General features: G+C 70.2%; 12 protein-coding genes. 9 read left to right on the plus strand and 3 right to left on the minus strand.

What is annotated here, in order from left to right; all coding sequences use genetic code 11:
* Nucleotides 1–189: 189 nt before the first annotated feature.
* The 4 genes from Q1N79_RS28865 to Q1N79_RS28880 are packed head-to-tail and all read left to right on the plus strand — an operon-like array spanning nucleotide 190 to nucleotide 4,368.
* A complete protein-coding gene (locus Q1N79_RS28865; RefSeq protein ID WP_300614242.1) occupies nucleotides 190–1,227 on the plus strand; it encodes a transketolase C-terminal domain-containing protein in 1,038 nt (345 codons plus the stop codon).
* 31 nt (nucleotides 1,228–1,258) lie between these two features.
* Nucleotides 1,259–1,810: a UGSC family (seleno)protein gene (locus Q1N79_RS28870; RefSeq protein WP_300614243.1), complete on the plus strand. Its 552-nt coding sequence runs from the start codon at nucleotides 1,259–1,261 to the stop codon at nucleotides 1,808–1,810.
* A 33-nt stretch (nucleotides 1,811–1,843) separates the two neighbouring features.
* A complete protein-coding gene (locus Q1N79_RS28875) occupies nucleotides 1,844–2,962 on the plus strand; it encodes a hypothetical protein (protein WP_300614245.1) in 1,119 nt (372 codons plus the stop codon).
* A gap of 38 nt (nucleotides 2,963–3,000) precedes the next feature.
* Nucleotides 3,001–4,368, plus strand: coding sequence for an FAD-dependent oxidoreductase (locus tag Q1N79_RS28880; RefSeq protein WP_300614247.1), 1,368 nt, complete (start codon nucleotides 3,001–3,003; stop codon nucleotides 4,366–4,368).
* A 23-nt stretch (nucleotides 4,369–4,391) separates the two neighbouring features.
* Here Q1N79_RS28880 and Q1N79_RS28885 read toward each other — a convergent pair whose 3' ends face one another.
* Nucleotides 4,392–4,601, minus strand: a complete 210-nt coding sequence (locus tag Q1N79_RS28885) for a hypothetical protein (RefSeq protein WP_300614249.1) — start codon at nucleotides 4,599–4,601, stop codon at nucleotides 4,392–4,394.
* A 60-nt stretch (nucleotides 4,602–4,661) separates the two neighbouring features.
* Nucleotides 4,662–6,029, minus strand: coding sequence for an arylsulfotransferase family protein (locus tag Q1N79_RS28890; RefSeq protein WP_300614251.1), 1,368 nt, complete (start codon nucleotides 6,027–6,029; stop codon nucleotides 4,662–4,664).
* Nucleotides 6,030–6,609: 580 nt separating this feature from the next.
* Between Q1N79_RS28890 and Q1N79_RS28895 the strand changes: the two genes are divergently transcribed.
* From Q1N79_RS28895 to Q1N79_RS28910, 4 genes are all read left to right on the plus strand, one after another.
* Nucleotides 6,610–8,307 carry a dihydroxy-acid dehydratase gene (locus tag Q1N79_RS28895; protein WP_300614253.1) on the plus strand — a complete coding sequence of 566 codons (1,698 nt, stop codon included), beginning with the start codon at nucleotides 6,610–6,612 and terminating at the stop codon, nucleotides 8,305–8,307.
* A 223-nt stretch (nucleotides 8,308–8,530) separates the two neighbouring features.
* Nucleotides 8,531–9,514 carry an alcohol dehydrogenase catalytic domain-containing protein gene (locus tag Q1N79_RS28900; RefSeq protein WP_300614255.1) on the plus strand — a complete coding sequence of 328 codons (984 nt, stop codon included), beginning with the start codon at nucleotides 8,531–8,533 and terminating at the stop codon, nucleotides 9,512–9,514.
* A 29-nt stretch (nucleotides 9,515–9,543) separates the two neighbouring features.
* Nucleotides 9,544–10,407, plus strand: a complete 864-nt coding sequence (locus tag Q1N79_RS28905; RefSeq protein ID WP_300614257.1) for an SDR family NAD(P)-dependent oxidoreductase — start codon at nucleotides 9,544–9,546, stop codon at nucleotides 10,405–10,407.
* On the plus strand, nucleotides 10,404–11,174 hold the full coding sequence (locus Q1N79_RS28910) for an SDR family NAD(P)-dependent oxidoreductase (protein ID WP_300614259.1): 771 nt from the start codon (nucleotides 10,404–10,406) through the stop codon (nucleotides 11,172–11,174). The genes Q1N79_RS28905 and Q1N79_RS28910 overlap by 4 nt, the downstream gene beginning before the upstream one ends.
* Here the strand turns inward: Q1N79_RS28910 and Q1N79_RS28915 are convergent.
* Nucleotides 11,161–11,877: a GntR family transcriptional regulator gene (locus Q1N79_RS28915; protein WP_300614261.1), complete on the minus strand. Its 717-nt coding sequence runs from the start codon at nucleotides 11,875–11,877 to the stop codon at nucleotides 11,161–11,163. The genes Q1N79_RS28910 and Q1N79_RS28915 overlap by 14 nt on opposite strands.
* 184 nt (nucleotides 11,878–12,061) lie before the next feature.
* Between Q1N79_RS28915 and Q1N79_RS28920 the strand changes: the two genes are divergently transcribed.
* Entirely contained in the window at nucleotides 12,062–12,979 is a 918-nt protein-coding gene (locus Q1N79_RS28920) for an alpha/beta hydrolase (protein WP_300614263.1), read from the plus strand.

The raw sequence follows: 12,979 nt of genomic DNA on the forward strand, positions 1-12,979 counted from the left end.
CGAGCGGGCAGCCGGTGTGCGTGATCGCGCGGACCCGCAAGGGGCACGGCGTCGACATGATGGAAAAGCAGCCGCAGGCCTGGCACCTGGGCCTGCTCACCCCCGAGCAGCAGGCGGACGTCGTCGCGGAGATCAGCGCGCGGATGGAGTTCGCCGCAGGGAGCCCCCAGTGAACGCCGGGAGGATTTAATGGCCGAACGCAAGCCGGCTGGCCGGCTGGTCTCTGCCAACAGGCAAGATGAGCGCCAACAGGTAAAAATGGTCGACGTCTTCAGCGACATCGACCGGGACACCGCACTCAAGGCGAACCCCTCCGGCTACGCCATCACGGAACTCGCCGCCGAGGACGAGCGGATCGTCACCCTGACCGCGGACCTGTCCAACGTGCTCGCCGAATTCCGCACGGCCTTCCCCGAGCGCTACATCGAGCTCGGCATCGCCGAGACGAACTCGGTCTCGCTCGCCGCGGGCATGGCGGCCTGCGGGTTCGTCCCGTACATCTACTCGATGGCGCCCTTCGGCGTGTTGAAGTGCGCCGAGCAGCTGCGCACCGACGCCGACTACAACCACCTGCCGGTCCGCCTCGTCGGCAGGCTGTCGGGCCTGGCCATGGGCTACTTCGGGACCAGCCACTACGCGGTCGAGGACATCGCGATCGCGCGAATGATGGCCAACACGACCGTGGTGGCACCCGCCGACCCCAATGCCGTGCTCAGCCTGATGCGCGCCACCGCCGATCTGCCCGGTCCGGTGTACATCCGGATAGCCGAGGCCACCGGCCCGGTCTACGACGAGGTGCCCGAGTTCAGCTACGGCCAGTGGCCCCGGCTGCGCGAGGGCACGGATGTCACGCTCGCGGGCCACGGCATGGGGGTCGGGCTCGCGGTGCGGGCGGCCGAGGTGCTGCACGATCAGCACGGCGTCAGCGCCGACGTGTACGACGCCGCCTACCTCAAGCCGTACGACGAGGCGGCCATCGTGGCCAGCGCGAGCCGCACAGGCAAGGTGCTCACGATCGAGGACCACATCGAGATCGGCGGCCTCGGCAGCATCGTCGCCGAGACGGTGGCGCGGCACAAGCTCGCCGTGGACCTGAAGCAGGCCGCGCTGCCGGACAAGGACCTGGAGGTGGGCGTGCCCGCGGAACTGTACGAGTACTACGGGCTGACGGTGGCCGGCGTGGTCGCCAGGGCCCTGGAACTTGTGCCGGCTGGTCTGCGCCTATAAGGCCGATAAGAAAGCAGAGGTAGCTAACGGCATGCGAGAACGGCTCATCGACCCCACCGGGGACAGCGAGCGGACCACCAACACCTCGCTGGCCCCCCGGCCGCAGTCCCTCAAGGGCCTGACCGTCGGCCTGCTCGACAACACCAAGCCGAACGGCGCGGTCGTCCTGCGCGCCGTCGGCCGCGAGCTGCAGGAGCGGTACGGCGTCAGGGAGATCCGGATGTTCCAGAAGGGGTACTTCGGCACCCCGGTCGAGGAGTCCGTGGTCCAGCAGATGCTGCACAACTGCGACTTCGCGGTCGCGGCGATCGGGGATTGAGGCTCGTGCAGCGCGGCCAGTTTGGCCGATGGGATCGTGCTGGAGCGGGCCGGCATCCCCGCTGTCAGCCTCTGCACCGACGCCTTCCGTATCACCGCCGAGGCGATGGCGAACTCCCTGGGGTTCCCCGGCTACCAGTACGTGGCCTTGCCGCACCCAATCGCCAGCCGCACGGAAAGGGAAATCGACGAGATCGCCAAGAACGCGCTGCCGGAGATCATCCGGGTGCTCGGCGCGGGACTGACAATCCGGCCTGCGGGCTAAGGGGAAGTGCGGGGAAGGGAAAGGCAGGTCATCATGGCAGCCGCTGAGGAAGCCAACGCGGAGCCGCCCGTCATCGACGACGCGCCGCTGGCCGATCCAGCCGAGGTACGCCGCGCGATGGAGTATTACACCGAACGCGGCTGGACGGACGGACTGCCGGTCGTCCCGGTCACCGAGAGCTACCTCGCGGAGTTCCTCGCGACCACGAGCCGCGACCTGGCCGAGGTGCTCATCCCCATGCCGCACCTCAACAGGAACCTGACCGTGCGGCTGGCGGCGATCAACGCCGCGCTGGCCGGCTGCCTGCCTGAGTACTTCCCCGTCGTGCTCGCCGCCTGGGACTCGTTCCTCGAGGACGGCATGGTGACCAGGTCGATCTGGCAGTCGACCACGGGGACCGCCCCGTTCGTCGTGGTCAACGGCCCGGTCCGGCAGCGGATCGGGGTGAACTGCCGGGGCAACGTGTGGGGCTCGGGGTTCCGCGCCAACGCCACGATCGGCCGGGCGATCAGGCTCGGCGCGATCAACGGGCTGGGACTGCGCCCGCACGTGTTCGACCAGGCCACCCAGGGCACGCCCGCCAAGTACTCCTGCTGCATCGGAGAGAACGAGGAGGACTCCCCCTGGCCGAGCCTGGCCGCCGACAACGGCATCGGCCCGGACGACAGCGCGGTCTCCGCGACGGTCATCCGTTCGGTGCTGCACATCGAGGCCAGGCACACCACGGACCCCGACCAGCTCGCGGCGGACTTCGCCGACTCGTTCTGCCGCACTGGCGCGCTGGTCCGGGCGCGGGCCAGCGGCTACGTGGTGCTGAACCCCGAACACGCCCGGCTGCTCGACAAGGCCGGCTGGACCAAGCAGGACCTGCGCCAGGCCATCGCCGGGCACGGCTTCCGTACCTACCGGGACCTCGCCGCCACCGGCAAGGAGGCCATCGCCGCGGGCACCGGCTGGCGGCTTCCCGCCGACCACCCGGACGCGATCCCGCAGACCCCGCCGGACGACCTCGACACGCCCGTGCAGCTGCTCAACTCGATCGAAGCGGTCCAGATCGTGGTGGCCGGCGCGCCGAACGCCGGCGTGTCGTCGGTCGTGGAGACGTTCGGACCCTTCGACCGCCCGCCCGCGATGACAAAGGTGAACGAGTGAGCCTTGGTGTATAGGCGAACGGGAAAAGAGGTGAACGAGTGAGCCCGACGAGCACGATCACCGAGCCGAGCCGCCGCACGCCGGTATACGGCGAGTTCGACGTCGTCGTGGTCGGCGGCGGGCCGGCCGGGATCATGGCCGCCACGGCGGCCGCGCGGGCCGGCCAGTCCACGCTGCTGATCGAGCGGTACGGGTTCCTGGGCGGGGCCGGCACGGCCGGCGGGCTTTCCACGTTCTGCGGCCTGCACGCGCGGACCTACGGAGCCGACGTCCGGGTGATCCGCGGCCAGGCGGACGAGCTGCTCGACCGGCTGGCGAAACTGGACGGGCTGAACGCCCCGCACCTGACCATCGCCGACGGCATCGCGGCGCAGGCGTTCGACATCTCCGCCTACAAGATCGCCGCCGACGAGCTGGTGACCGGATCCGGGGCGCGCATCCTGTTCCACGCGATGGCCGTCGGCGCGGTCATGACGGACCCGCAGACGATCGGCGCGGTGCTGATCGAGTCCAAGTCCGGCAGGCACGCCGTCCGCGGCCGGTTCTTCATCGACGCCTCAGGCGACGGCGACCTCGCCGCCTGGGCGGGGGTGCCGTACGAGAAGTCCCCGCCGATCGACGGGATGATGTACCCGTCGCTGATGTTCCGCATCAACGGCGTGGACGTGGCGAAGGCGGGCCCGGCGCCGTGGCGCACCGTCGAGCGGCTGATGGACCAGGCCGAGAAGGCGGGCACCCACACGTTCCCGCGCAAGAAGCCGATCGTCCGCCCGCAGCGCAACCCGCTGGAGTGGCGGGCCAACCTGACCCAGCTGCGCACGCAGGACGGCGGCGCGATCGACGGCACGAACGTCGACGAGCTCACCAGGGGCGAGCTGACCGGCCGCCAGCAGGCCCTGGACGCGTTCACGTTCATCAGGGACCGCACGCCCGGCTTCGAGGACTCCTACATCGTGGACATCGCGCCGCAGATCGGGATCCGCGAGACGCGCAGGATCATCGGCCGCCACCAGCTCACCGAGGATGAGGTGCTGCGCTGCGTCGACTTCTACGACACGATCGGCGTCAACGGCTGGCCGGTGGAGTCGCACGTGGCCGGCACTGTCGAGTTCCGCTGGCAGAAGCACCCGCGCGGGTTCAACCAGCTGCCGTTCCGCATCATCGTGCCGCCGCGCACGGAGAACCTCTACGTCACCGGCCGGTGCGCGTCGATGACGCACGGCGCCCAGTCCGCCGCCCGGGTGACAGGGCCGTGCTTCGCGATGGGCGAGGCCGCCGGCACCGCCGCGGGCATGGCCCTGGATGCGAGCATCCCCGGCGGCGACGTCGACGTCACGCGGCTGCAGGGGCGGCTGGAGAGCCAGGGCGTCTTCCTCGGCCGCCGCAAACCAGAGCAGGTGCTGTAGATGGGATGGGTAGTGCAGGTGCTCTAGATGGGATGGATGGTGCAGGTGAGGCGAATGCTGTTGATGAGCCAGGTGCTGTAGATGAAACTGCGCTCCAACTTCACGTCGGGGACCACGCCGTAGGCGATGCGCCGCGCGCAGTGGACCGCGCTCGGCTCACCGACGCCGACCCGGAGAAACCCAAGATCGCGATCGTCAGCTCCTGCTCGCAGCCGGCCTGCTGCTCCAGCCACCTGGACCAGATCGCGGCACCGCTCAACAAGGCGATCAGCGACGCCGGGGGCATCGCGCGGTCAGGCAGCGGTCAGGCCATCTTTCTTCACGGTCGCCGACTGGCCGATCAGCTTGCCGGTCGTGTCGTGTGCGGTCACCGCAAAGTATGGTCCCGTGCCGTCCGCGGCGATCACGGTCTCGAAGCCTGAGCGCGGCTGGGTCGCGACCACGGAGAGCGACGACTCGCGCTTGCCGGCGAGCACCTGCCAGGCCGCCACCTCGGTCGCGCCGTTCCAGCTCACGTACACCGCCGCGCCACGGGCCTCGTTGGACAAGACGGCGACCGCCGGCCGGTCCTTGGGCTGGCCGACCCAGTCGTAGGTGAACGCGCGGTACGACTGGTCGCCCATCGGAAACTGCCCGTTCAGCACCAGCGAGCCGTTCGAGTCGAACTCGGAGAAGTACGGCTCCGAGCCCCAGCCGACGAATGCCCGGTTGCCGGGCAGCAGCTGCATGCTGCCCTGGTTGTCGGCGAGCAGACGGGCCGGGTTGGTGTACGCGCGCACGAGCGTCGCGTGCATCTTGTCGGTGTCCAGTTGCAGCAACAGGCCGCGGGACTGCGGCTCCTCGGCCGGCGATGACCCGTTGTCGAAGAGCGTCAGCAGGTCCGTGCCGTGCGCGCGGACGTGATGCTGCCAGTGGAACATCACGCCGGGACCCAGGGTGAAGTCGGACTTCTTCCCGCCGAGCCGCCACTTGACCAGGCCGTCGCGACGACCGACCTTGTAGACGGTACACGTGTTGCGGGACGAGACGAGCAGGTCACCGTCCGGCGCCAGGCCGATCGAGTTGATGTGGAAGTAGTCGTAGGGACGAGCCGCGGTTCCGGTACCGGAGAGCGTGGCCTGCGACTCCGTAACCGGCACATGGTCGAGGCTGATCCACTCGAAGACCACCTCGCCGGTCGCGATGTCGATCTCCTGGACCACGCCGGAAAAGGCCGCGCCGTTGACCTTGCCGCCGACCGCGGACAGGTCCACGTTGTTCCGCTGCTGGTAGCAGTCGACGAGCGCGGTCCCCTGCGGGGTGAGGTTGAACTCGTGCATGTCCGCCATCAGGCCGTTCCCGGCCTTGACGGTGGCGATCACGGTGTACGAGGAGTCGGCGATGTAGCAGTTGCCCTTGGCGTAGACCGGGCCCGTCTCCCCGTGCCACCAGGTGAGCACCTGCTTGCCCTTGTAGGTCTGCACATTGAAGTCGATGACCGTGCGGGTGACGGGGCTGAACCAGGTGATGTCCCCGTCCCGCCGGGCGATCAGCAGGCCCGCCTGGCCGATCGCCGGGCCCTTATACCCCTTGTTCCCCAGGAAGATGTACCCCGGCAGGCCGGGCGGGCTGCCGAGCACGTCAACGGAGAGTATGGGCGGGCGCAGGTCGCTCCTTGACACAAACGTGTACGCCCCAGCGGTCGCCGCCTGCCCCGTGCCCGTTGTCGCGCCGGACGCGGCGGAGGCGCCGGCCGTGGCGGAGGCACCGGCCGTGGCGGCCGGGTCCGAGGATCGGGGCCACGAAGCGCCAATGGCGCCGGCCGCCGCAAGCCCGACCACTGCGCCGCCTCCGCCGACAAGCAACTGCCTGCGAGTCCAGGTTCTGTGTACTCCGGGCTCCTCTCCGGATTGGCTCTTCTCGTCTGGTCTCCACACCATGCTGGTCCTGTGTCTGCTAGTCCCTGTATCCGCTAAGACCTGGTTAAGTACGCGGTAATGCGTGGAGGCTACAATAGTGCCTGCACAGCGTGGGAATTTTCATAAAACGCTTAGAAGGATCGGATCGGACTCTCAGGGACGCTGGGCGTCGAGGTGTCCCACGGTCGGCCGCGTCCGGTCCGGTCACGCGCTGCGAAACGTCACCCGCGTCCGTGGTGAGGTCACAACGGCACTGCGGCGGCGGTGTTCGCTGGGACAACAGCGGAACCGCGCCGGTCCTCCCCTCTTGCCGCAGGCAGCCGACCGTCGCAAGCTCAGTAGTGTGCCGGAACGCAAGCTGCGTTCTAACTTCACGCCGGGGACCACGCCGTGGGCGATGCGCCGCGCGCAGTGGACCGCGCTCGGGCTCACCGACGCCGACCTGGAAAAGCCCAAGATCGCGATCGTCAACTCCTCCTCGAGCCTGGCCAGCTGCTTCAGCCACCTCGACGAGATCGTCGCGCCCCTTAAGGCAGCCATCACGCAGGCGGGCGGCGTCGCGTTCGAGGTCCGCACCGCCGCCCCAAGCGACGCGATCACCAGCGCAGGGGCCGCGGGCCAGTACATCCTGCCCAGCCGCGACCTGATCGCCAGCGACATCGAGGTCGCCGTCGAGGGCGCGCTGCTCGACGGCATGGTGTGCCTGGCGTCCTGCGACAAGACCACGCCGGGCCAGCTCATGGCGGCCGGGCGGCTGAACATCCCGACGATCATCGTCGCCTGCGGCTACCAGCCGTCGGGCGTGTACAAGGGCGAGTCCGTCGACTTCGAGGACATCTTCCGGTTCGCCGGCCACGTGGCCGCCGGCCGGATGACCACCGAGGAGCTCGGCGAGATGAGCAGCTGCGCGGTCACCGGGCCCGGCGTCTGCGCCGGCATGGGCACCGCGAACTCCATGCACCTGGCGGCCGAGGCGCTCGGCATGGCGCTGCCAGGCACGACGCCCGTGCTCGCCCGCGGGGGAAAGATGTGGGACGCGGTCGCACGGGCTGGCCGCCGCATCGTCGAGCTGGTCGCCGAGGATGTCCGCCCCCGCTCACTCCTAACTGACCGGGCTTTCTGCAATGCCGTCACCGCTATCCTGGCGGTCAGCGGATCCGTCAACTGCCTCAAGCACCTGCAGGCCATCGCCGTCGAGGCGGGCGTGGACGTGGACGTGTACCGGCTGTTCGAAGACCTCGCCCCGAAGGTGCCGCTGCTCGCCGGCGTCAAGCCGAACGGCGACACCCAGATCACGCAGTTCGACGCGGCCGGCGGCACGCTGGGCCTGCTGAAGCAGCTGGCTCCCCTGCTGTACCTGGACCAGTCCACGGTCGGCGGGCTGACGCTGCGCGAGGCGACCGCCGCCGCGGCCGTCGACGAGGACGTGATCCGCCCGGTGGACCGGCCGCTCGCCACGCACCCGGGCATCGTGGTGATGCGCGGCTCGCTGGCCCCCGAGGGCGCGGTGCTCAAGCGGACGGTCGCGGACGACGCGCCGCTTGACTTCCGCGGGCCCGCCATCGTGGTGCGTTCGCGGGAGGAAGGCGTCGCGGCGGTCAAGGCGGGCAAGGTCAAGGCCGGCGACGTGGTCGTGCTCACCGGGCTCGGGCTGCGCGGCTCGCCCGGCATGGGCCTGACGTCGGCGCTGATGTTCGCCATCGACGGCGCCGGCCTGTCGACCAAGGTCGCGGTGATCACCGACGGGCAGATGTCCGGGCTGGTCAACGGCGGCCTGGTGGTCGCCGAGGTGGCACCGGAAGGAGCGGCGGGCGGGCCGCTCGGGCTGGTGCACGACGGCGACACGATCAGCATCGACGTCGGCGCCCGGACGATCGAGCTCGAGGTGGACCCGGCGGAACTCGACCGCCGCCGCGCCGAGCTGCCGCCGCTTGCTGCGCCCGCGGGCTGCGGCTGGCTGTCGGTGTACGCGCGCACTGTCGCGCCGCTCGGCGCTGGCGCTACGTTGAGTGCAGGAACCACCGGGTCCAGCGCCTCGTGACTCGGTGCGGACGTGGACGGCAGCAACCACCCGGCCAATGTCGCCGCAGGCAGCCGGCCGGGTCCGGAGGAACCACCCGGCCAATGTCGCCGCAGGCAGCCGGGCCAGGGGGGATGGGGGACGGGCAGTCCCCCATGCGGGGGGTCACCGGGGGGTCGTCCCCCGGGAGGCAGCAGAGAAGGCGAGGGAGCCAGTGCGCGCCGTTCGGTACATAGATAAAGAAGTGGGCACGGCGGTTGCCGATGTAAGCGACCCCAGCCCGGCACCTGGCGAAGTTGTCGTCGCGGTGGAGGCGTGCGGTCTGTGCGGGTCCGACGTGCACGCCGTGCAGAACGGGCAGTGCGAGCCCGGGCAGATCCTCGGGCACGAGTTCAGCGGGCGGATCGTGGCGCTCGGGGCGGACGTGACCGGCTGGTCGCAGGGCCAGCCGGTCGCGGGGTCGCCGCTCGGGTCGTGCGGCAAGTGCCGGATCTGCATGCGCGGGCTGGCGTTCCGCTGCCCGGCGGCGCCGAACATCGGGATCAACCGCCAGGGCGCGTACGCGGAGTACGTCGCGGTGCCCGCGCGGCAGCTCGTGGCGCTGCCCGATGATCTTCCCATCGCGGTCGGGTCGCACGCGGAGCCCCTGTCGGTGGGGTCGCAGGCGGCGAAGCTCGCGTCGGTGGGACCGGGGGACCCGGTGCTCGTGTACGGGGTCGGGCCGATCGGGCTGTACGCGATCATGGCGCTGCGGCTGTTCGGGGCCGGGCCGATCGTGGCGGCGGGCCGGTCGGCGGGGCGGCGCGCGGCGGCCGCCGACGTGGGGGCGGACGTGGTGATCGACACCCGCGAGATCTCGGTGACGTCCTACGCCGAGCAGTCGGGGACCCGGTTCGCGGCGGCGCTCGAGTGCTCGGCGGCGCCAGGGGCGTTCACCGAGGCGCTTTCCGTGGTCGAGCCGGGCGGGACCTGCGTCGAGGTCGCGCTGACGCCGGAGGTGGCGTCGGTGCCGCTGTTCGGGATGCTGAGCGAGGGGCACCACCTTGTCGGCGCCTGCGCGTTCTCCGACGAGACCTACCGGGAGTCGGTGGCGCATCTCGCGGCCGGGCGGGTGCCCGTGGAGCGGCTTGTCAGCGAGCGGGTGCCGCTTGACGGCACGCCCGACGCGCTGCGGCGGCTGCAGACGCCCGGCTCGCTTGTGCGGATTTTGTCGTTGCCTCAGCAGTGACCCATCTGGAAGGTAAAGGAGCCTGATACGTGGAAGAGTTCGCGGGCAAGACCGCCGTCGTCACCGGGGCGGGCAGCGGGATGGGGAAGGCGTTCGCGCTGCGCTGGGGCGCCGAGGGGATGAACGTCGTCATCGGCGACATCCAGCAGGACGCGCTGGACGCCACCGTCGCAGAGCTTGCGGCGGCGGGCGTGCCGGTGCTCGGGCTGAGGACCGACGTGTCGAAGCTGTCGGACATCGAGGCCCTGGCGGACGCGGCTGAGGACCGGTTCGGGCCGATCCACCTGGTGAACAACAACGCGGGCGTGGAGGGGTACCTGGACGGGCCGATCTGGGCGGCGACCGCTAAGGACTGGGACTGGACGCTCTCGGTCAACCTCATGTCGGTGGTCTACGGCGTGCGGACGTTCGTGCCGCGGATGCTGGCGCACGGCGAGCCGGGGCACGTGGTCAACACGTGCTCGATGACGTCGGTGATCGCGGCGACCAACATGTACGGGATCTGCAAGCACGCGATCCTCGCGCTGACCGAAGTGCTCGCCGCCGACCTCGCGGCAGCCGGGGCGCCGATCGGGGTGACCGGGCTCTGCCCGGGGATCATCGCCACGAACCTGTTCCACGGGTCGCGGAACCGGCAGGCCGCGCTGCGCAACGACGAGGGCATGTCAGCGTCCGGCGCCGAGCTGCGGGACCGGATGCACGCGACGCTGTCCAAGGGAATGCCGCCGTCGGAGGTGGCCGACAAGCTGGTCACGGCAGTCAGGGAGGGTGCGTTGTATCTGCTCACCGATCACGAGTGGGATAGCCGGATAGAGGCCCGGCATGCGGCGATCATGGCGGGCGCGGTCGGTCCGGCCGCGACGGGCGCGCTGGACGCGGAGGGCGTGCGATGAGCGCGCGGTACGGGTTCGATGGCCAGGTCGCGGTCATCACAGGCGGTGCGGCCGGGTTCGGGCTCGCGGTCGCCACCCGGCTTGCCGAGGCGGGCGCTTCCCTGGTCCTCGTGGACATAACGGCGGACGCCCTGCACGCGGCGGCCGAGAAGCTCGGCGCCCTGGCCGTGGTCGCCGACGTGTCCCAGGAGCCGGAGGTCGACAAGTACGTGGCCGCGGCCGTCGAGGCGCACGGGCGGATCGACCTGTTCTTCAACAACGCCGGCATCGAGGGGCGGATGGCCCCGATGACCGAGCTGTCTGTCGCGGACTTCGACCGGGTGATGGCGGTCAATGCCCGCGGCGTCTTCATGGGGCTGCGCGCCGTGCTCAAGGTCATGAAGCCGCAGGGCTCGGGCGTGATCGTGAACACCGCGTCGATGGCGGCGATCAAGGGGGCGGCGACGTTCTCCCCCTACATCGCCTCCAAGCACGCCGTGCTGGGGCTGACGAAGTCGGCGGCCCTGGAGGGCGCGCCGTACGGGATACGGGTGAACTGCGTGGCGCCGGGGCACATCGACACGCGGATGGGGCGCGACCTGACCAAGCAGATCAACCCGGACGACCCCGAGGGCGTGTTCCGCGCCGTCTCGGAGACCGTGCCGCTGTACAAGCGGTACGGCACCGCGACCGAGGTCGCGAACCTGGTGGTGTGGCTGCTGTCGTCGGAGTCGGAGTACGTGTCGGGGTCGCTGCACCTGATCGACGGCGCGATCAACGCGGGGTGAGGGCCACCCAGGCGAGCGAGGCGAGCGGGGTGAACGGAGCCGGGTTAGCGTTCGCGAGCACGTGGAGCGCCTCGATGACGCTGGCGAAGTGCTCCCTGGTGAGCTGCTCGGCGGCCTCCGCGTCGCCGTCGATCACCGCCTCGATGATGCCCAGGTGCTCGGTGAGCCCCTGGGCGAGGCGGCCGGGCAGCAGCGACACGTGGAACCGGTAGCGAACGCCCTGGTACCGCAGGCGCTCGATGATGCCCGTGGCGGTCTGCTGGCCGGCGATCTGCCGGATCTTGGCGTGCACCTGGTCGCTGACCCGGCTGTCGGTGACCACGTCGCCGTTCTTGACCGCGTCGGTCATCTCGTCGGCCATCTTCCGCAGCTCGCGGTGGTCCTCCTCGGTTGCCCGCGTCGCGGCCTTGGCCGCGCACAGCCCCTCGACGAGGGCGCGGACCTCGAGGATCTCGATCGCCTCCTCGATCGACACCGGCCGCACCCAGGCGCTGCGGTTGCGCTGGCGGCTGATCAGCCCCTCGTTCACCAGCAGCGCGAGTGCCTCCCGCACCGCGCCGCGGGAGGTCTCGTACTTCCTGGCGAGATCCGATTCCACCAGCCGCTGCCCCGGCGCGAACTCGCCGCGGTAAATCGCCTGCCGCAGCTTGTCCAGCAAGCTGACGGTCTTTGTCAGGCCTTCCTCGATGTCGTGGGTCTGCACGCTGTCCTCTCGTCCCCTCTGCCTCCAATACAGAATGACAGACGAAACTGAGGATTCTGTTACCGCCCGGTATTGCGCATGTTGCCGGCCACGGCCACCGCCGCAAGACGTTCGTGGCCGGCGGCATACAGTTTTCGTGCCAGGGCCGCCGGCGCGCTGGCGGTGGGTGCGGAAGGTGCCGTCGATGGAGGATCTCGTCGTTCGGGCGCTCGACAGGCTGGTGCCCGGTGGCGTGCAGCGGGGTGAGCTGCGGCGGGAGAACCGCATGGTGCGCTGGGTGGAAGCCGGTGCGGGCCGTCCCGCGGTCGTGCTCGACGCGGCCCTTGGCGAACCTGGTTCGCTGGCCTGGGCCGGGGTCATGCCGCTCGTGGCACCGCGCGCTCGCGTGCTCGCCTACGACCGGGCCGGCATCGGCGCCAGTGACCCGGCCTCGCCGCTGACTTTGGCTGCTCAGGTGGCCGACCTGGCCGCGGTGGCCGGGGCTACCGGGGGGCGCTGCGTTCTCGTCGGCCACAGCTGGGGCGCGCTGCTCGCGCAGCTGGCGGCACTCACGTATCCGGAGCTTGTCGCCGGGCTGGTGCTTGTCGACCCGGCTGAGGAGGATTTCCTGGCGGCGCTGCCGCCAGCCCGGCACCAGCAGGAGATCGCCAACGGGCAGGTCATCATCGATCAGTACGCGAACGGGACGCTTCCCGGGACGGTCAGGGAGACGTTCCGGTCGTTCGCGCGGCACCTGACCGCTGACGAGCAGCTGCAGGCACTCATACTCGACGCCTACGTCTCCTGCTACGCGAAGCAGTCGCAGGCCCGCATGGTCGGCGACGAATGGCGGCTGGTCGTCGACTCCCTGCCGGTCATCCGGCGCAGCCGCGCGGAGGCGAGCCTGCCTGACGTTCCCGTCGTGGTCTTCAGCGCGACCACGGGACATCCCAGGCAGGAGCGGGAGATGTGGACCGGCTTTCATGCCAGGCTGGCCGCTTCCGTTCCGCGGGGGACGCACGTCGTGCTCGCCGACACCAGTCATGCCACGAATCAGGAGCGGCCCGCGGAGATCGCGGCGGCCATCAACCGCATCGTCGAGGATCTCGATCCTGCACAATAG

It is taken from the genome of Trebonia sp., assembly GCF_030042015.1.
Classification (GTDB): Bacteria; Actinomycetota; Actinomycetes; order Streptosporangiales; family Streptosporangiaceae; genus Trebonia.